Source organism: Vibrio sp. RM-41-2B, from assembly GCF_024744415.1.
Classification (GTDB): Bacteria; Pseudomonadota; Gammaproteobacteria; order Enterobacterales; family Vibrionaceae; genus Vibrio; species Vibrio diabolicus.
In genome coordinates this window covers 240,644-259,677 of record NZ_JAMQWD010000051.1, presented here as the reverse complement: position 1 = coordinate 259,677, position 19,034 = coordinate 240,644, and the positions used below count along the sequence as shown (strand labels likewise).

The following is a 19,034-nucleotide window of genomic DNA, read 5'->3' as shown; positions in this document are numbered from 1 at the left end:
ACTCTCAAAGTTATGAAATTGAAAACAATTATTGAACAGAGCTTAGTGCTATCAAACTGTGTTTAAATGCCAATTAGTCTTATAAAAACAGTATGGTAAGGAATGATGACTTTTGCCTGCAAAATTTTTTCTGTTTCAAGATAAGAAAATGCTTTAATTTCACAATTTTGGTGATTATGATGCGCGCCTCAAAAGTGAATGGCTAGTGTCACATCAGCTGGGATTATCCCAGCTTGAACGTGGGGGAAATACAGACGTTGAACGCAAAACCGCAAGCAGGAAAGCCAGTTATTCGTTTATCTGGTATTAGTAAAAGTTTCGATGGTAAGGAAATCATCGGTAATTTAAATCTGGATGTTAATCATGGTGAGTTTCTGACGATTCTTGGGCCTTCTGGTTGTGGTAAAACGACTGTTTTACGAATGATCGCTGGTTTTGAAGCGGCGGATAACGGTCAAATCATTTTGGATGACCAAGATGTAACACAGGTTCCTGCTGAGCAGAGACACGTCAACACGGTATTTCAAAGCTACGCACTGTTTCCACACATGACCGTTTTTGACAATGTCGCTTTTGGTCTTCGTATGCAGAAAACACCTGCAGCAGAGATTGAACCAAGAGTAATGGAAGCATTACGCATGGTTCGTCTAGAAAAAATGGCACAGCGTAAACCGCACCAACTTTCTGGTGGCCAGCAACAGCGTATCGCAATTGCTCGTGCAGTTGTTAATAAACCAAAAGTACTTCTGCTCGATGAATCGCTGTCGGCGCTGGACTACAAATTGCGTAAACAAATGCAGATCGAGTTGAAGCAGCTTCAGCGTCAACTTGGTATTACCTTTATCTTTGTAACACACGACCAGGAAGAAGCCCTATCGATGTCAGACCGCATCATCGTGATGCGTGATGGCGTTATCGAACAAGATGGCTCTCCGCGTGAGATTTATGAAGAGCCTAAGAACCTGTTTGTTGCTCGCTTTATTGGTGAGATCAACGTATTCAATGCAACCATGCTAGAGCGCATCGATGACAAACGCATCCGCGCAGAAATTGAAGGTGTTGAATCCGTCGTTTACTACGATAAGGAAGCACAGAAAGGCGACAAACTACAAGTACTACTTCGCCCTGAAGACTTACGTATCGAAGAAATCAAAGAGTCTGAAGAAAAAGGCATTGTTGGTCACGTAACTGAGCGTACTTATAAAGGTATGACGTTAGATTCTGTTATCCAATTGGATTCAGGTATGCGTGTAATGGTAAGCGAATTCTTTAACGAAGATGATCCTGATGTGGACCACTCACTTGGCCAGAAAGTCGCTATCACTTGGGTTGAGAGCTGGGAGGTAGTACTCAATGATAAGCAAGAAGATTAATCTTCAGAACGCGATCATTGCCTTAATCGTAGGCTGGCTAACACTGTTTGTGTTGGTACCAAACGTGATGATTATTGGTACCAGTTTCTTAACGCGTGATGAAGCAAACTTAATCGAAATGACATTCACTTTCGACAACTACTTGCGTCTGCTGGACCCACTGTATGCGAAAGTGCTGATGCACTCGTTCTACATGGCAATTGTGGCAACGTTGTTGTGTTTAGTCATTGGATACCCGTTTGCTTATATCGTAGCGAAAATGCCTGAAAAATGGCGTCCGTTTATGCTGTTTTTGGTGATCGTACCGTTTTGGACGAACTCTTTGATTCGAACTTACGGACTGAAGATTGTTCTCGGTACACAGGGCATTTTGAACAAGTCGCTGATGGCAATGGAAATCATCGACAAGCCGTTGCGTATTATGTATACCGAAACGGCTGTAATGATTGGTCTTGTATACATCCTACTTCCTTTCATGATTCTGCCGCTTTACTCGGCAATCGAGAAGTTGGACAACACTTACATCGAGGCAGCAAAAGACCTCGGTGCGAACAAGCTCCAAACCATTACTAAAGTAATTCTACCTCTGACAATGCCTGGCATTATCGGTGGCTGTTTGTTGGTTCTACTGCCTGCGCTGGGTATGTTCTACATCTCAGATCTTCTAGGCGGTGCGAAGAACCTACTGATTGGTAACGTAATTAAGAGCCAAGTATTGAACGCTCGTGATTGGCCATTTGGTGCTGCGACCAGTATCGCCCTCACCTTCGCAATGGCGGTAATGCTTTACGCTTACTACCGAGCAGGCAAATTATTGAATAAGAAAGTGGAGCTAGACTAATGGGACGCACAGTTAGATTTAGCTTTATGGCGTTGGTTTATGCATTTTTGTATCTGCCAATCGTTGTACTAATCGTAAACTCATTTAACGCCAATAAATTTGGTATGAAATGGGGTGGTTTCACCACGAAATGGTATGAAACCCTAGTCAACAACGACAGCCTAATGCAGGCTGCATGGCACTCATTGAACGTGGCGGTATTTTCTGCAACAGCGGCTACTATTATTGGGAGCTTAACAGCTGTTGCCCTATTCCGTTACTCGTTCAAAGGCAAAGGTGCTGTAAACGGCATGCTGTTTGTCGTAATGATGTCTCCAGATATTGTCATGGCGATTTCATTACTTGCTCTGTTCCTAGTATTAGGCGCACAGCTGGGCTTCTTTACTCTATTGATTGCCCACATCACCTTCTGTTTGCCATTTGTGGTGGTAACCGTATACAGCCGCTTAAATGGCTTCGATGTGAAGATGTTGGAAGCAGCAAAAGATCTTGGCGCAAGTGAATGGGTTATCTTAAAGCAGATCATCCTTCCTCTTGCAAAACCAGCAGTTGCGGCAGGCTGGCTGCTTAGCTTTACCTTGTCTCTGGACGACGTAATTATCAGTTCGTTCGTAACAGGTCCAACGTATGAAATCCTACCATTGAAAATTTACTCGATGGTTAAGGTGGGTATTTCACCGGAAGTGAATGCTCTTGCAACGGTCATGTTGGTGGTTTCTTTAATTCTTGTCGTAATTTCTCAGTTGCTCGCAAGAGAAAAAGTAAAGTAAAATCCACATCCGTTAACATCACGAAACAGAATGGTTACATGCCATTCTGTTTTTCTATCTACCGTCCAAAATGATTTGGACAACGTTTGGTTTGGAGCTAACGTCAATGAAAAAATGGGCTACTCTATTAGCTGGTAGTGCATGTGCGCTTTCTCTGTTCTCAGGTTCAGCGGCAGCGGACGATAAAGAATTGGTATTTATGAACTGGGGGCCTTACATCAACAGTAATATCCTAGAGCAATTTACCAAAGAAACTGGTATCAAAGTGATCTACTCGACTTACGAGTCGAATGAAACTTTGTACGCAAAGCTAAAAACTCATAACCAAGGTTATGATCTAGTGGTACCTTCAACGTACTTCGTAGCAAAAATGCGCGATGAAGGTATGCTACAAAAGATCGATAAGACTAAGCTTAAAAACTTCGGCAACCTAGATAAGAACTATCTAGACAAGCCTTACGATCCAAATAACGACTACTCTATTCCACACGTTGTTGCGATTACAGGTCTAGCGGTTAACGCAGACATGTACGATCCAAACGACTTCCAAAGCTGGGCAGACCTATGGAAGCCTGAGCTTGAAGGTCAAGTAATGCTGATGGACGACACTCGTGAAGTCTTCCACATCGCACTTCGTAAACTCGGCTATTCAGGCAACTCAAAAGACCCTAAACAAATCGATGAAGCGTACGCTGAGCTACAAAAGTTGATGCCAAACGTTCTAGTTTTCAACTCTGACAACCCAGGCGCACCTTACATGTCTGGTGAAGTGGGCGTTGGTATGCTTTGGAACGGCAGCGCTGCAGCTGCTCAAAATGAAGGCCTAAATCTTAAACTCGTATTTCCTAAAGAAGGCGGTATCGGTTGGGTTGATAACTTCGCTATCTCTTCCGGTGCGAAGAACGTAGAAGCAGCTCACAAGATGATCGACTTCCTACTACGTCCAGAAATCGCAGAGCAAATCTCTCGTGATACTGGTTACTTAACAGCGGTAGAGGAATCGAACGCTAAGTTTAAAGATGTTGCACCGCTATTTCCTTCTCAAGAAGATCTTGATCGAGTGGAATGGCAAGATGCGGTTGGTGATCTAACCGTTAAGTACGAAGATTACTTCCTAAAGCTGAAAGCGGGACAGTAATCGAGCTTGTGTAACAAGTCATCGACTAAAAGAAAATAGGCAGCAATACGCTGCCTATTTTTGTAATTGACTGATATAATTATGCGTTGCTACGTTTATCTGGCTCGATGTCTAGTTTTATCTTCTCACAAAGCGGAGATACAGCCCTCGAGCTAAATAAACAGATTTGTGCTTACTGCGATTTGGCTCAACTTGACAACTCCAGCTAGTATTGACTTGTCCAATCGCGAAACAAAACGGAAAACAAATGAAAAGTAAATTCTACGCAAGCGCTCTATGTGCAGCGACGCTCATCGCTACCCCTGCAATGGCTGCTGATCAAGAACTGTATTTCTATAACTGGTCGGAATACATTCCAAACGAAGTTCTTGAAGACTTTACAAAAGAAACTGGAATCAAAGTTATTTACTCTACATATGAATCTAACGAGAGTATGTACGCAAAACTTAAAACCCAAGGTTCTGGTTACGACTTGGTAGTACCGTCTACCTATTTCGTCTCTAAAATGCGTAAAGAAAGCATGCTGCAACAGATCGACAAAGAGAAATTGTCTCATTTTGCCGATCTTGATACTAACTTCCTTAACAAACCGTTCGATCCGAACAACAACTACTCTATCCCTTACATTTGGGGGGCGACTGGTATTGGTATCAATGCTGACATGCTAGACAAATCGTCTGTTACTAAGTGGGATGATTTTTGGGATAGCAAGTGGGAAGGTCAACTAATGCTAATGGATGATTCTCGCGAAGTATTCCACATTGCATTGACTAAACTTGGTTACTCACCGAACACCACTAACCCAGATGAAATCAAAGCGGCTTATGAAGAGTTGAAGAAACTAATGCCAAACGTATTAGTATTTAACTCAGACTTTCCTGCAAACCCTTACCTAGCGGGTGAAGTTTCACTTGGTATGCTTTGGAACGGTTCTGCTTACATGGCTCGTCAAGAAGGCGCGAACATCGACATCATCTGGCCAGAAAAAGGAACGATCTTCTGGATGGACAGCCTGGCAATTCCAACTGGCGCGAAGAACGTTGATGCGGCTCATAAGATGATTGACTTCTTACTGCGCCCAGAAAACGCAGCTAAGATCGCACTAGAGATTGGTTACCCTACTCCAGTGAAAACGGCACACGAACTGCTACCGAAAGAATTTGCTAACGATCCAAGCATCTTCCCACCACAAGAAGTGATGGACAGCGGTACTTGGCAAGATGAAGTTGGCGAAGCGAGCGTAATGTACGATGAGTACTTCCAAAAGCTAAAAGTGAACAACTAATTCGTTAGTTTTAAAGATATGAAAAAGCGGCTCATGAGCCGCTTTTTTTGTTCTTAATGACAAGACAAAAGCTCTCCTCTGTGAGAATTATTACGCTCTTTCTTTTCCTTCTAGAGCCAGTATCTCGTCAACTAATTTTGGAACCTCGACGCTTGCTTTTCCGTAGCGTTTTTCCTCAAATTCACTTTCTACGGCACTAGGTTCAAGGTTAATTTCGATGGTGTGCGCGCCATGCATTTTTGCATCATGAACAAAACCTGCTGCGGGATATACAACGCCAGAAGTCCCGATAGAAATAAATAAATCTGCTTCTTCTAATGCTGCGTAGATATCCCCCATTCGTAGTGGCATTTCACCAAACCAAACAATATGTGGTCTCATTTGTGAAGGGATCTGACAGCAGTGACAAAGCTCACCAGTCTTAATGTCCTCACTATGTTCTATAACTTGGTTTGATTCACTGCACCTCGCTTTTAAAAGCTCACCGTGCATATGAATGACGTTATGGCTGCCGCCTCTTTCGTGAAGGTTGTCTATATTTTGAGTGATGACCGTCACTTTACCTTCTAACTCAGCCTCTAGACGACCCAATGCTTCATGCGCTGCATTAGGCTGTATAGCATTGTCTTGAAGTTTCTTGCGGCGTTGGTTGTAAAAGTCTTGAACAAGGTCCGGATCGCGAGCAAACCCTTCAGGTGTTGCTACATCTTCAATACGGTGATTCTCCCAAAGGCCATCTTGCGCACGAAATGTTTGAATACCAGATTCGGCCGAGATACCTGCACCAGTAAGTACTACAATATTTCTATAAGGGAAATTCATAACTCATCCTTGCTGTTTTTTCATTAGCTTAACACTGAAAGAATAGCAACAGTAGTAATATGGATTAGACCATGGTCGTAATGGGCACTATTAGAATTACAATTTAATAGGAACAGCAATGAGACAAGTATCTCTAGCGCTTATATTACTTACGACTTTAGCAGGTTGCCAATTAACCAATGTTGAAGGTGAAGTGGACGACGTAAAAGTAAGAGTCAGCACCAATGACGATAACCATCGTGGTAATGGAGATTTCTGTCCCCCTGGCCAAGCAAAAAAGGCAATTGCTAAAAGAGCGGCTTTATGCCGCTCCCATATTGGCCTCAATCCTCGTTGGTCGAAGATATTTTATGAATGGCTAGGTCAGCGCCATTGAATTCGTCTTCTTCTGAAAGCCTTAGTCCCATACTGGTATTAATCGCGCCGTAGACTGCAAGTGCCCCAAGCACAGCGATGGAAATGCCCAAAAGCGTTCCTAGAAGCTGAACGATAATGCTCACGCCCCCTAGCCCACCCAACGAGATTTGGCCAAAGATCCCCGCAGCAATACCACCCCAAGCGCCACATACACCGTGTAAAGGCCAGACACCTAGCACATCATCAATCCTGGTTTTGTTTTGTAGGTGGGTAAAAAGATAAACAAATAGCACGCCAGCAATCGCACCTGTCACTAAAGCACCGATAGGATGCATTAAGTCTGAGCCCGCACATACAGCAACCAAGCCAGCCAGTGGGCCGTTATGAATAAAGCCAGGGTCATTCTTACCAGCCAACAATGACGCGACAATGCCTCCGACCATTGCCATCAAAGAGTTCATAGCCACCAAGCCACTTATGCCTGACACAGTTTGAGCAGACATGACGTTGAAGCCAAACCACCCCACACATAAGATCCAAGCTCCCAAGGCCAAAAACGGAATATTCGAAGGTGCAAAGTTGGTGTGCTTTCCTGCTCGAACTCTGCCTTTTCTCATGCCCAAAAATACGACGGCAACAAGCGCTATCCAGCCGCCAACACCATGTACAACGACTGAACCTGCAAAGTCGTGAAAGCCATAACCAAAGGTATTTTCAAACCAAGCTTGAACACCAAAGTTTCCGTTCCAGATCATTCCCTCAAATAACGGGTATACGATGCCGACAGTGAAAAATGTTGCGATTAGAATCGGATAAAAACGAGCTCGCTCTGCGATACCACCAGAAACAATAGCAGGAATCGCTGCAGCGAAGGTCAGCAAGAAAAAGAACTTCACCAACTCGTAACCATTGCCTTGAGATAACGTCTCTGCATCAGCAAAGAAGGTGCCGCCATAAGCGACCCAGTATCCAATGAAAAAATACGCAATGGCGGAAATACCGAAATCGGCCAAGATTTTAACTAAAGCATTAACTTGGTTCTTTTGGCGCACGGTTCCTACTTCAAGAAAAGCAAAACCAGCATGCATCAAAAAAACCATGATTGCGCCAAGTAGTAAGAAAAGTGTGTCGGAACTTTGCGTGAGAGTTTGTACAGCGCCGTGTACCTGATTGGCAGTTACACTCATTATGATTGTCTCCGTTGATCTGTAGCGCACTTATCCTGTGCATCAAAGTTAGGCTCATCACCAATTTGGTGAACTTAATTTATAGAGCGTCTAACAGAGCAATTCTCATTCCACAATTTACATTTCTAACACTTACACTTTAATTTATTGTTTTGTATGAACTTTAATAAAACTACGCATTCTTGAAATGGTGCTTAACACGCTAATAAATGCACCAATGTGGTTTTAGTGCACCAACATAATGCGCACCATATAGCTCAACAAAACGTAAAAGCCACCTCATGAGAGGTGGCTTATATACGGAATTGCTAACTAAAGAGGTTTATCGAGTGATCTTCCCTGCTTTTACATCCTCTAACCAGCGCCCGTCTAAATGCCTCCTCCCGAAAAAAGCATCAGACAAATTATCCAAAAAAACAGTGTAATTTTACTAAACAAGGCAGTTATGCTAATTATAACAACAAATCAAAGGCTGAGCATATATTCCAAAAATGCCTCAAATGTTGCCCATGATTGGGCTTCTTTACCAAACAATTCATCAATAAAAAGGGCTACTTGTCCCGACCTTTCTGATTCATTTGAAAATAAAAAGTAGTAGCCACCTCCAGCATAGCTCTCTAATACGCAACCGTTTTGTGGTATTCTCTCAAAATCACTCGGTATCTCATCCTCGCGAAGTTCAAGAGTACGCTCAACTGTAAGATAGTCCTCATCTTCAGAGTATCCATAAATCGTATGACCAAACCACTCAACGTAACCATATTTCCTTAGAAAAACTTTATATGGCTCCGGAAAGGATACTCCTAGCTTATTTTCCATTTCATGAATTGATACGTCATTCAACTCTCCAAAGCATTCAAACCCTTCCTTTTCGGTGAATTGATCGAGCATTACGTCTAAGCTTCTCATATTTAAAACTCTATTTTTGATAAATGTTTTTGCCTTCATCATACCAGTGCAATCGCTTATTGTACTTCTGATGAAACTTGGAATTCATTACCCTGAAGTTATCGAACGAGTTATCCCCTCCCCGAAACAAAGGGGTCTTATGGTGAATGATAAATCCGTCGGGAAGTCTTCCTGATTTAATCATTTTGACCAACTGCTTTGAAGTAAAACGCTTCGCTGCCTCTTTTGTATTCGCGTAACAACGAACAAATTCGGGTTTGATGCTCTCAAACTCTTTTCTTAGTAGGTTAACTTCATCGACGCTTCTTTTATGGGATTTAGTAGGAAAACCTCTCTTCGTAAAAACTAAACTTTTTATTTCTCCAGATACATGTGCATTAACAAAGTCATTTATACTGATAGCATGTCGGAATTCTCGTTTGAAACCGTCAGAATAATTAATATGACGATAAAAAGTAATCTCGTTCTTCTCACAATCAATATGGTCTAAATCGTATTCATATCGAATATTGTTTTTACCATTGGGTTTTCGGATTTTGACTTGCGAGCGAACGCCATCTTCTCCGACAGATGACTCTTTTGCTGCCTCTAAAATCTGATCACAAACCTCTTGGGGAACGTTGTTTTGCGCCTGATACTCAGCCAGCATTTGCTGTAAGCGTTTTAGCCCTTCTTCACACAAGAAGCCTGTTGGGTCAATCCACTGGATAGGGTTGACTGCATATTGGTAATGATTAATACCACCAGCAATAGATATCGGATCTTGTTGGATAAAGCGTCCTAGCTTAGGATCGTAATACCGAGCGAGGTTGTAGTGTAAGTAGGTTTCTTGATCGAAGTACTGCCCTTGAAAACGCAGTGGATTTGCTACATTTTCAATATGTACATGAGCAAAGCCGTGAGCATCGTAACTGGCACTCCATACAGCATTCCCTTCGCAATCGATCAGCCGCTCTGGTTTACCAACTTGATCACACTGGTACCAATAAATAACGTCATTTTCTAGCAGTGCCACTGGCGTGTAGGTTTCTGGTTGATATAGGTACCAGCGGAAAGCACCTGAAGAGCGTTCACCAATTAAACGTTCACCTTCCCACAAGAACTCTGTAACGCCTTTTTGTGTAATTTTCTTCGTTCTGCGCCCTAGAGCATCATATTCATATTGACTGATGCCATCGTCGGTGTGAACTTCAATGAGCTGATTTAACGCATCAAATACGCGAGTCTGAACGTGTCCTTGCCCCTCACGTTTTGTCTGGTTTCCTTGCGCGTCATATTTGAACCGGACCTCATCGTGCACTTCAATACGATCAGCGAATACCTCTGAAGATGGCAAAGTAGGATTGCCAAAACTATCGTATTCAAACTTAGTAACTTCTCCGGAAGCATTGACTCGTTTCAGTTGCCCTAAGGCATCGTACTGATAGTGTGTTGCTCCTGCCGTATTATCAATGATTGATGAAATACGGTTTTGCGCATTGTAAACGTACTTTTTCTCTCTATCTGGCCAATGTTGTTCAACCAAACGACCAACACCATCATAAATGATGCGCTCATTAAAATGTGCCGTTTCAATTTGGGAAACTCGTCCCATTTCATCGTAATGAAATTTGATTTGAGGTAAATCTAGGTTTCCAAACCGAATCGCTGAAAAACGCCCATATCGATCATAAGAGAAGTTCAGCTCCGTATTATCTGGCAGTACCTGAGATACGCGTTGGCCAACTCTGTTAAACTCCTGCGCTATCTCAAACTGGCCTTGAATGCGCTTTGTTAAATGCCCGAATGAAGAGTATTGGTATTGCAATGTGTGATGGCGATTGGATGCGAAAGTAAGTCGCCCACCAAGCGTATAATTGAAGTGGTTCTCTACAATACTGCTACCATTTCCTGCTTTGACGTGCTTGAGATAACCCGCAGCGTCATAGCGATACAGCACCGTCCTATCGGCGACTTGCTTACGATGGATCCGCCCCATATGATCATAATCAAATTGGCTTTGTAGATTATCAAACCCGACAGTTCCTGACAGCTGGCCTTCATCGTCATACAGGAATTCGAATTCTAAGCCGTCACTCCGAACTAATTTAGTCAGGTTACGTTGTTGATCGTATTCGTAAGAAATATGGCTGCCATCGGGAAAGATGACTGCTTCTTGTTGCGCGAGTGCTCCCCATTGATACGAGGTAATGCCTGCTGGCGTTCGAATCTGAGCAACACGGCTGTGCTCATCGTAAGAATATTCTTCGCTATAACCGACTTTGTCTTCGTCGTTAAAATAACGAACTGATGTACGCCTGCCAAATTGATCATAAGCGAGTTGAGCAATACACCCATCGGGATAAGCAACGCCATTCACTAAATCTTCTTCATTGTAGCTGTAACGAAGTAATGTACCGTCTATTTCATTCGCGATAAGTCTTTGTTGTTCATCCCACCACCATTGACTTTTCTTACCATCTTCAGACTCTTTTTTGACGACTTGCCCGTGTTTATCGTAATCATATTCCGTGACACAGCCAAACTGGTCGGTATCCCAAACTCTTTGACCGAGGCTATTGTAGTAAGCCTTCTCGATATCCCCATCTGGCGAAACCGTTTTAACTAACTTACCTAAGCCGTCATAACCATATTGAATTTCTTTGCCAGAGGAATGAAACTTAGAAACCAATTGACCATGCTGATTATATTGATAATTGACCGTTGACTGATCAGGATAGATAGCTTGTGCTTTTCGCCCTAATTCATCATATTGCCATCGCCAAGTTTTACCTGTGGGGCTTATTTTCTCGAGTAAGTTACCCTGCTCGTCATGCAAGAAAGACCATTGATGATCTAACGAGTCAGAATAAGAAGAGTGATTTCCTTGATAATGGAAGCGATAGTCATAAATTCCTGCGTCCCCAACGTTTCTGATGCATTTCGCTTTTGCACCTTCGCCATCCCATTCAAAATAATGAGTAAAGCCAGTTGGTCGTACACGTTTAACAATTAAATGCCCGCGGTATTGATACTGTTCCTTTAAGCCTAAATGATTAGTTGCACTGACCAAATCATCGTGCTCATCATAGGTATAAGTTGTCAGAACTTTTTGGGACTTTGCATTTAGCAGTTCTACAAGGCGTCCTTGCTTATCATATTGACATTCAAGAACCGGACGCTTGTTGTATGCAATCTCGATCAATCGATGGTTTCGAGAATACTGCAGTTGAAACGTTGAAAACGTGCCATTTCTGACTTGTTTAACAAGCCAACGATCATCTTTCTGTTCAAATCGATATTGATGCCCATTAGCGAGCGTCACGATCCGAGTTGCTGAATTTAAGAAATAACAGCTCGCACCAGCGTATATCTGGTAACTTGTTGCTCCAATATCTACTGGCTCAAATTCTGTGATATCGGCCTTATCGTCAACAAACTCCCAAGCGATAACATTGTCTTTCTCGTCCGTCTTTTCGCGTAATTCAAACTGAAATGCATGTCGCCAACCAAAGCCCATTCCATGATTTACATCCGACTGCGAAGAGCGATAAGTACGCTGCCAAGTAGTGCCTTGTTGTAGCTCGATATCATAGAGTTCGAGAATTTCTTCACCCGTCACAAGTGATACAGGATCACCGGCTTTCTCATGTTTTTCGCTGCTTTGTTGCTGAGGCTTGGCGGATGCGGCGCTTCTGCCACTCTTTTTATTCGACTTCCCCTTTCCCTTCGATGGTTTTGCATTGACGGTATTTTGAGTCGGTGGAGGCGTAACCGCTGACGAGAGTGCGTAGTTTTCGCCGGTAGGTACAATTCGAGCGACATGCAAGTCACCGTTCACCAAAGCATTGGCAAACGTTGAATTACAGTGTTGGGAAGTAAGCTCACCGTCAGGTATGTTTGGCTTGAATTGACCAATCGCATAGAACAAGTCCTCGACAGAGCGAAGGTCAAGCTCACCAAAGCTCTCAAGAAACTCTATTGCCTCTTGTTTGGTCACGAATGTTTTAGGTTCGCCGCTAGTAAGTAACTGACCAGAGAAGTGATAACTTTCGCCAAAGCGATTCGTGATAGGAATGACGAATTGAGGGATCATAGCCGTAACGTGTTTGTCCTTTTCTTACCTTGCCGCATCATTTAATGCTCGTTTCGCTCTTTTTATTTGTGAGAGCAAGATGCCTTAATCAAACATCCTCCGATAGAGATTCCTCTGTATGCGTAGACTGAATGTATTGATGGCAATTTTCACGTATGCAACTCTTTGAATTTCTGAGCGCAGCGTACTTTAACGGGACGATGAATCCTGAGTAAATGAACAATAGCGTGAGTGAGACTAATGTCTCATCGTGATGCGATTTTTTACATGTTTCTTACTTAACTATGATTTCCTGCCCAGTTACGTAAATTCACTCAATAAGTTGCATCAAATATCACCCCTGCGACTAAGTGCTTCATATTTGAGACAAAACAGCAACAAAAAACCGCCTGTTACGGCGGTTTTGCTTAAAGAATATTGATTAAAGGTTTGGACCTGTCGATGGTCTGTGTGGTTGGTTATTGCGCAGTTGCTGCATCCCTTGAAACATTCGCATAAACCACACCAAGATGGCTAATGCAGCAAACACCATCCCTACCCAAGGAATAAAGTAAGCGATGGTTTCAAGTAAAGTACTATGCAACCAATAATCACTCACGCCAACGAGTACACCATTAGAAGTCGCGACGGTGACGATCAACACAACAAAAAACGTCAGGTAGAGAAAGAAGGTACGAATTAAACCGTAGTAATGAGAAATCACTACGTCGCTGTCTTCTCCCTTATCTAATCGGTAACCCGCATAGATAATTGCGATAACGCCTGAGATCAGAAACGTAAACGGGGTCAGACAGCTCAGGATGTACGCAACCCAAATCCCGTTATGAGGTTTGTTCATTCGCTTTCGCTCCTTTTACTTCCGTTTGTGCCGTATCTGTTTCGCCCATTGCTTCTTTGGACTTCACTTCCTCATACCAAAGATCGTGGTGTTCTTTCGCCCATGTCTCGTCAACTTCACCAGTCACCATGCCTTCTAACGCACCTTCCATACCGAATAGACCAATATAGATGTGGAAGATAAAGCCACAGATTAGAATCAGTGCCGAAATCGCATGAACTAAGTTAGAAAGCTCCATGTCACGGCGAGTTTGGCCAAAGATAGGAAAGTCCAGAACTAAGCCACTCACTGCCGCGATAGCACCAAAGAAGATCAACAACCAATAGATTGCCTTCTCGCCACCGTTTGAGAAACCAGCTGACGGATGTGTGCCTTTGTGTTTACCAACCATACCGCCCATTTTCATAAACCAACGAACATCTGTCATGTTTGGAATCGACTTGCGCCACCATTTAAAGAGCACGAGCATCAGTAAAATGAAGAACAATGGTCCCATGTAATTGTGGTACTGCTTCGCCAACATGACGATAAAGCCCCAGAACTCAGTAGGAACGTACGGTTTTAAGAAGTGCTTACCGTAAACCAGCATCAAACCACTGAATGCCAGCGTTAAGAATGTAAACGCCATACTCCAGTGAAGCGCGCGGTCTAAACGAGACCAACGTTTCATCTTTTTACCAGTACGCGGCTTGCTAAGCATCAAAGGACCAACGAATACGTAAGCCATGATAACCATCGCGATACTGCCGAAAATCGCGACAGCACCAGCAGGAGACATCCATTTCTCTTTTAGAATGTACCAAGTCTCACCAGGTTTACTGATCAATACGCCATGTTCTGGCGATTGAGACGTGGTGTAGCCTTCTTGCCCCTCTCTGACTTCGCGCCAATAGTCTGCCCCGGCGAGTTGCGTGATCTCCTGTTGAATAACTTTAGAAGATTGTTCCTCTGCTGAAGCAGGCATTGCAAAAGTCAGCAGCAATGCCGTCATCATTGACAGCATTGCTAGAGATGCACGTTTAAGCGTGTTTAACATGTGCCTCTCCTTACTTAGCTTTTCGTCGCATCGTAAGAAAGATCGTTTCCGTCTGTCCAACCTGCGTTTTTCGCGCCGCGTTCTACTACACGTTGACGGAAAATGTCAGAGACTTTCTCTGCGTCACCCGCAAGCAGCGCTTTTGTTGAACAAAGCGATGCACACATTGGTAACTTGCCTTCTGCGATACGGTTCGCACCGTATTTTTGGCGCTCTTCCTCAGAGCCAGGCTCTGTTTCTGGGCCGCCCGCACAGAACGTACATTTATCCATTTTGCCACGTTCACCAAACGCTTCTTGTTTAGGGAACTGAGGTGCGCCAAACGGACAAGCAAACAAACAGTAACCACAACCGATACACAGATCTTTATTGTGAAGTACGATGCCGTCTTCGGTATGCTCGAAACAGTCTGCTGGGCAAACTGCCATACAAGGCGCATCGGTACAGTGCATACAAGCAACAGAGATGGAGTTTTCACCAGCTTCACCGTCGTTTAGTGTTACCACGCGGCGACGTTGAATGCCCCATTCAAGCGCATCGTCGTTTTCGTTCTTACATGCAGTAACACAGCCGTTACACTCGATACAGCGTTTGGTGTCACATAGAAATTTCATTCGTGCCATTGTCAGACTCCTTACGCTTTACGAATGTTACATAGGGTTACTTTGGTTTCCTGCATCAAGGTAACCGGGTCGTAACCGTAAGTGGTTGCCGTGTTAGCCGATTCGCCAACAACGTAAGGCTGTGTACCTTCTGGGTATTTAGGACGTAGGTCTTCACCTTCGAACTTACCGCCAAAGTGGAACGGAATGAACGCCAAGCCTGGTTTCACACGACGTGTTACCATCGCTTTCACCTTGATTCGTCCCTTCTCTGCACCTTCAACCCAAACATCATCACCATCTCTGAAGCCAAGATCGTTCGCGTCTTTCGGGTTCACTTCAACAAACATTTCTTGTTGAAGCTCGGCAAGCCAAGGGTTTGAACGCGTCTCTTCACCGCCACCTTCGTATTCAACCAGACGACCAGAAGTCAGAACGATTGGGTACTCGCCCGATTTGTCTTGCTCTTGAATGGATTTATACAACGTAGGAACACGGAAGATCGCATCTTTGTCGTCCCAAGTTGGGTAGTCCGTTACAAGGTCACGACGTGGTGTGTACAGTGGTTCACGATGCAGTGGTACGCGGTCTGGGAACGTCCAAACAATCGCACGCGCTTTCGCGTTACCAAATGGAATACAACCGTGCTTGATCGCGACACGCTGAATACCGCCAGAAAGGTCAGTCTTCCAGTTTTTACCCTCTGCTGCCACTTTCTCTTCAGCAGTTAGGTCGTCCCACCAACCAAGTTGTATCAATAACTTATCAGTGAACTCTGGGTAACCGTCTTTGATCTCACAGCCTTTCGAATAACTGTCTTCTGCAAGAAGGCTTTTGCCTTCGAATTCCACACCAAAGCGCGTACGGAAGTTACCGCCACCTTCTGCAACCGTCTTAGACGTATCGTACAGAATGTGTGTGCCTGGGTGTTTCATTTCCGGTGTACCCCAACATGGCCAAGGTAGACCGTAGGTTTCACCGTTGACAGGGCCACCTTCCGCTTCCAATGTGGTTTTGTGGAACGTATGCCAGTTTTGTTGGTGCGCTTTCAAACGCTCTGGGCTTTGGCCTGTGTAACCAATCGTCCACATGCCTTTGTTGAATTCACGCGTTAGGTCTTCAATCACCGGCTGGTTGTTTTCAACACGGATGTTTTTGAACAGAAGATCTGAATAGCCCAGTTTCTTCGAAAGCAGGTACATGATTTCGTGGTCTGGTTTTGATTCGAACAAAGGTTCAATCACCTGATCACGCCATTGTAGAGAGCGGTTAGAAGCGGTAACACTGCCGTATGTTTCAAACTGCGTTGTTGCAGGAAGCAGGTAAACGCCGTCCGTACGGTCGTTCATTACCGCAGCAACAGTTGGGTATGGGTCCACAATCACCATCATGTCCAACTTCTGCATCGCTTTTTTCATCTCAACACCACGTGTTTGAGAGTTCACTGCGTGTCCCCAGTAGAACATTGCACGGATGTTTTCGCGTTGACGAATGTTGTCTTTGTTTTCCAGTACACCATCGACCCAACGAGATACTGGGATACCTGCACTGTGCATTGGTTTCTGACCGCTATAAGCGTTGTCATCGAAACGACCTTTGATCCATTCGTAATCGATTTCCCACACTTTTGACCAGTGACGCCAAGCACCTTCAGAAAGGCCGTAGTAGCCCGGTAGCGTGTCAGAAAGTACGCCAAGGTCGGTTGCGCCTTGTACGTTATCGTGACCACGGAAGATGTTTGCGCCGCCGCCTGATTTACCAATGTTACCAAGCGCTAGCTCAAGCACACAGTAAGCACGTGTGTTGTTGTTACCGGTAGTATGCTGAGTACCACCCATACACCAAACGATACAGCCTGGGCGATTTTCAGAAAGCAGTTTTGCTGTTTGGTAAACGTCTTCTTCGCTTACGCCTGTTACACGCTCAACTTCTGCTGGCGTCCACTTCGCTACTTCAGCACGGATTTCATCCATACCGAATACACGTTGACGGATGAAATCTTTATCTTCCCATTGGTTTTCGAAGATGTGCCACAACACACCCCAAATGAATGCTACGTCAGAACCAGGACGAAGTGATACATAGTGATCAGATTTCGCCGCCGTACGAGTACGACGAGGATCCGCTACGACAATCTTACAGTTGTTCTTCTCTTTCGCGATCAGAATGTGCTGCATCGCTACTGGGTGAGCTTCAGCTGGGTTTGAACCAATGAACAACATCGACTTACAGTTGTGCATGTCATTGAAAGAGTTGGTCATCGCACCGTAACCCCAAGTGTTCGCTACACCCGCCACGGTTGTTGAGTGACAAATACGCGCTTGGTGGTCAACGTTGTTAGTGCCCCAAAGTGATGCCATTTTGCGGAACAAGTACGCTTGTTCGTTGCTGTGCTTTGCGCTTCCCAAGAAGTAAACCGAATCAGGGCCAGACTCTTTGCGGATGTCCATCACCTTGTTACCGATTTCTTCGATCGCTTGATCCCAAGAAAGCTTTTTCCACTTACCGTTTTCAAGCTTCATTGGGTATTTAAGACGGCGCTCACCGTGGCCATGTTCACGTAGTGCTGCGCCTTTTGCACAGTGACCACCGGCGTTAAATGGGTGGTCGAATGCAGGCTCTTGACCCGTCCAAACACCATTTTGAACTTCTGCGTAAATACCACAACCCACTGAACAGTGAGAACAGATAGTACGTTTTACTTCTGTTTTCGCCTCTGGATCGACTGATTTTGCTTGCGCTTTTTTCATCATTCCCGGTGCGAATAGACTAGCACCAACCACTGCGCCACCAGCGGCAAGCGAAGTGTTTTTCATGAATGCACGACGAGATACGCCAAGCTGGTTCGTTTCTTTGCTCACACTGTCGGAGCGTTTGACAAGTTTCATCCGTTATCTCCTAAAGTGTGTCGTAGTAATCGCGAATGTGTTGAGTTTCACGATACCCTTTCTTCTTCACGTCTTTTTCAGAAGGCTCAACCGTTTCTGAAGCAACGGCCACTTTCGTGGTTCCCGCAACAACAGCACCAGCAATGGCAGCGGTTGTGAAGCCTTTTAGGAGATCCCTACGGCTTGTGTTAATTTCTTTATTATCTTTCATCATTGCTTCCTTACCTTACGGTAGATCTTTGGAGACTCATGCCTCTCTATCGATATGACCAAGTACTGCTCGATTACTCGTAATCAGTGACGTTTTTCACATCAATTTTTAATTTGCTCTTACTGCTTTTGGTGTTCACGCTAAAACGCACTTGCTCTAACGTTAAAAACGCATCGCAAAGCTGCGCAGCTGGCTTGTAGAAGTTCACGCTTTCGGCGTTCTCTAGTTGGCGCGTAAAAGATTGGAACCAAGGGGCGATGTGTTTGTTAAACACCGCTTGTTGAAGTTCTTCCTCTTCACCCGTCAGCATTGCCATCACTTCGCACAGTGCAGAAATATGGTCTTCAGGCTCTTTCACGTTCTCTTCTCGTTCGATGCCTAAAAGATCCAAATCGCGACGAATTTCTGCTAACGGTTTTTCCATCATCGAGCCAGTGCGATGCCAAGATCCGAATGGCACAACTTCACCACGTCCAATGCCAATAAACAGATCTTGATATTCTTCTTCTAATGCTTCTCGTTGCGCTTCGTTCGCGGCTTGTTGCAGTGCGAGCCAAGCTTTTTGCATCGCGCTCTCAGACGGCTCAATTTCTAGCGATTTCAAGAACGCCAGCATTTCATCACTTGGCGCACTACGAAAAAGTGCAGATAGAACGAGATAAATGTCTGTTCTCAGTGTTTGTTCTTGTTGTGTGTCCACTG

At 44.3% G+C, this 19,034-nt stretch carries 15 protein-coding genes; 5 read left to right on the top strand and 10 right to left on the bottom strand.

The genetic code is table 11. The features are described 5' to 3' along the window. The first annotated feature begins 257 nt into the window (after nt 1-257). From potA to NB463_RS21525, 5 genes are all read left to right on the top strand, one after another. Entirely contained in the window at nt 258-1,373 is a 1,116-nt protein-coding gene (potA, locus tag NB463_RS21545) for a spermidine/putrescine ABC transporter ATP-binding protein PotA (RefSeq protein WP_005396475.1), read from the top strand. Further along, the gene (potB, locus tag NB463_RS21540; RefSeq protein ID WP_012841831.1) at nt 1,354-2,214 is read left to right on the top strand and encodes a spermidine/putrescine ABC transporter permease PotB; all 861 of its coding nucleotides are present in this window, start codon (nt 1,354-1,356) and stop codon (nt 2,212-2,214) included. The genes potA and potB overlap by 20 nt, the downstream gene beginning before the upstream one ends. Then, nucleotides 2,214-2,984, top strand: coding sequence for a spermidine/putrescine ABC transporter permease PotC (gene potC, locus NB463_RS21535; RefSeq protein WP_005396472.1), 771 nt, complete (start codon nt 2,214-2,216; stop codon nt 2,982-2,984). Before potB ends, potC begins: the two co-directional genes overlap by 1 nt. A 106-nt stretch (nt 2,985-3,090) precedes the next feature. Next, nucleotides 3,091-4,122 (top strand): extracellular solute-binding protein, encoded by a 1,032-nt coding sequence (locus NB463_RS21530; protein WP_012841832.1) that lies wholly within the window; start codon nt 3,091-3,093, stop codon nt 4,120-4,122. A gap of 247 nt (nt 4,123-4,369) precedes the next feature. Next, entirely contained in the window at nt 4,370-5,407 is a 1,038-nt protein-coding gene (locus NB463_RS21525) for an extracellular solute-binding protein (protein WP_053807418.1), read from the top strand. 90 nt (nt 5,408-5,497) lie between these two features. On the opposite strand, the gene cobB is transcribed toward NB463_RS21525, so the two are convergent. From cobB to NB463_RS21475, 10 genes are all read right to left on the bottom strand, one after another. After that, on the bottom strand, nt 5,498-6,229 hold the full coding sequence (gene cobB / locus NB463_RS21520; RefSeq protein WP_053807417.1) for a Sir2 family NAD+-dependent deacetylase: 732 nt from the start codon (nt 6,227-6,229) through the stop codon (nt 5,498-5,500). A gap of 323 nt (nt 6,230-6,552) precedes the next feature. Then, on the bottom strand, nt 6,553-7,773 hold the full coding sequence (locus NB463_RS21515; RefSeq protein WP_258431065.1) for an ammonium transporter: 1,221 nt from the start codon (nt 7,771-7,773) through the stop codon (nt 6,553-6,555). Between the two features lie 465 nt (nt 7,774-8,238). Beyond that, nucleotides 8,239-8,724, bottom strand: a complete 486-nt coding sequence (locus NB463_RS21510) for an SMI1/KNR4 family protein (protein ID WP_167426574.1) — start codon at nt 8,722-8,724, stop codon at nt 8,239-8,241. Continuing rightward, nucleotides 8,693-12,757: an RHS repeat-associated core domain-containing protein gene (locus NB463_RS21505; RefSeq protein ID WP_258431064.1), complete on the bottom strand. Its 4,065-nt coding sequence runs from the start codon at nt 12,755-12,757 to the stop codon at nt 8,693-8,695. Before NB463_RS21505 ends, NB463_RS21510 begins: the two co-directional genes overlap by 32 nt. A 421-nt stretch (nt 12,758-13,178) precedes the next feature. Further along, the gene (locus tag NB463_RS21500) at nt 13,179-13,595 is read right to left on the bottom strand and encodes a membrane protein (RefSeq protein ID WP_012841836.1); all 417 of its coding nucleotides are present in this window, start codon (nt 13,593-13,595) and stop codon (nt 13,179-13,181) included. Beyond that, the gene (locus NB463_RS21495) at nt 13,579-14,631 is read right to left on the bottom strand and encodes a formate dehydrogenase subunit gamma (protein ID WP_005377534.1); all 1,053 of its coding nucleotides are present in this window, start codon (nt 14,629-14,631) and stop codon (nt 13,579-13,581) included. The genes NB463_RS21500 and NB463_RS21495 overlap by 17 nt, the downstream gene beginning before the upstream one ends. A gap of 14 nt (nt 14,632-14,645) precedes the next feature. Then, nucleotides 14,646-15,254, bottom strand: coding sequence for a formate dehydrogenase FDH3 subunit beta (gene fdh3B / locus NB463_RS21490; protein WP_005377536.1), 609 nt, complete (start codon nt 15,252-15,254; stop codon nt 14,646-14,648). An 11-nt stretch (nt 15,255-15,265) separates the two neighbouring features. Further along, nucleotides 15,266-18,121 (bottom strand): formate dehydrogenase subunit alpha, encoded by a 2,856-nt coding sequence (locus NB463_RS21485; protein WP_258431063.1) that lies wholly within the window; start codon nt 18,119-18,121, stop codon nt 15,266-15,268. A 10-nt stretch (nt 18,122-18,131) separates the two neighbouring features. After that, complete coding sequence (locus NB463_RS21480) at nt 18,132-18,332, bottom strand: twin-arginine translocation signal domain-containing protein (RefSeq protein ID WP_258431075.1); 201 nt, start codon at nt 18,330-18,332, stop codon at nt 18,132-18,134. A gap of 73 nt (nt 18,333-18,405) precedes the next feature. Beyond that, entirely contained in the window at nt 18,406-19,032 is a 627-nt protein-coding gene (locus NB463_RS21475) for a TorD/DmsD family molecular chaperone (RefSeq protein WP_005495048.1), read from the bottom strand. Nucleotides 19,033-19,034 lie beyond the last annotated feature (2 nt).

Bases quoted from the DNA above. Each gene is read 5' to 3' on its own strand.
- potB (WP_012841831.1), top strand. From the start codon at position 1,354: ATGATAAGCAAGAAGATTAATCTTCAGAACGCGATCATTGCCTTAATC.
- potC (WP_005396472.1), top strand. From the start codon at position 2,214: ATGGGACGCACAGTTAGATTTAGCTTTATGGCGTTGGTTTATGCATTT.
- NB463_RS21530 (WP_012841832.1), top strand. From the start codon at position 3,091: ATGAAAAAATGGGCTACTCTATTAGCTGGTAGTGCATGTGCGCTTTCT.
- NB463_RS21525 (WP_053807418.1), top strand. From the start codon at position 4,370: ATGAAAAGTAAATTCTACGCAAGCGCTCTATGTGCAGCGACGCTCATC.
- cobB (WP_053807417.1), bottom strand. From the start codon at position 6,229: ATGAATTTCCCTTATAGAAATATTGTAGTACTTACTGGTGCAGGTATC.
- NB463_RS21515 (WP_258431065.1), bottom strand. From the start codon at position 7,773: ATGAGTGTAACTGCCAATCAGGTACACGGCGCTGTACAAACTCTCACG.
- NB463_RS21510 (WP_167426574.1), bottom strand. From the start codon at position 8,724: ATGATGAAGGCAAAAACATTTATCAAAAATAGAGTTTTAAATATGAGA.
- NB463_RS21505 (WP_258431064.1), bottom strand. From the start codon at position 12,757: ATGATCCCTCAATTCGTCATTCCTATCACGAATCGCTTTGGCGAAAGT.
- NB463_RS21500 (WP_012841836.1), bottom strand. From the start codon at position 13,595: ATGAACAAACCTCATAACGGGATTTGGGTTGCGTACATCCTGAGCTGT.
- NB463_RS21495 (WP_005377534.1), bottom strand. From the start codon at position 14,631: ATGTTAAACACGCTTAAACGTGCATCTCTAGCAATGCTGTCAATGATG.
- fdh3B (WP_005377536.1), bottom strand. From the start codon at position 15,254: ATGGCACGAATGAAATTTCTATGTGACACCAAACGCTGTATCGAGTGT.
- NB463_RS21485 (WP_258431063.1), bottom strand. From the start codon at position 18,121: ATGAAACTTGTCAAACGCTCCGACAGTGTGAGCAAAGAAACGAACCAG.
- NB463_RS21480 (WP_258431075.1), bottom strand. From the start codon at position 18,332: ATGAAAGATAATAAAGAAATTAACACAAGCCGTAGGGATCTCCTAAAA.